This window comes from Cryobacterium sp. 10I1 (assembly GCF_035019805.1).
GTDB classification, from domain to species: Bacteria; Actinomycetota; Actinomycetes; order Actinomycetales; family Microbacteriaceae; genus Cryobacterium; species Cryobacterium glucosi.
In genome coordinates this window covers 1-328 of sequence record NZ_JASJVF010000611.1, presented here as the reverse complement: position 1 = coordinate 328, position 328 = coordinate 1, and the positions used below count along the sequence as shown (strand labels likewise).

Sequence of the window (328 nt, the reverse complement as noted above, 5' to 3'; positions counted from 1 at the left end):
TCTTCGGCGTGATCGAGAACATGTCCGGCGCCCTCCAGCCCGACGGCAGCCTGCTCGAGCTCTTCGGCGCCGGAGGCGGAGCCGAGGTCGCGCGGCGACTCTCGGCCGGCCAGGACACGCCGGTGCCGCTCCTGGCGAGCGTCCCTCTCAGCGTTCCGCTCCGCACCGGCGGCGACGACGGTCGCCCGGTCGTGCTGAGCGACCCGCTCGACCCGGCGGCCCTCGCGATCGACGCGGTCGCCGAGCGGCTGTTCTCCCGCGCCCGCGGCCTCTCCGGCCGCAGCCTCGGCGTCTCCCTCAAATAACGCCGGTCACCGCGCCGCGCGCC

1 protein-coding gene is annotated in these 328 nt (G+C 75.9%); it reads left to right on the top strand.

Features of this window, described 5'->3' with window-relative positions:
- Positions 1-305: P-loop NTPase (locus QN345_RS20000; RefSeq protein ID WP_323509235.1), on the top strand; the 305-nt coding region annotated here is incomplete at its 5' end.
- Positions 306-328 lie beyond the last annotated feature (23 nt).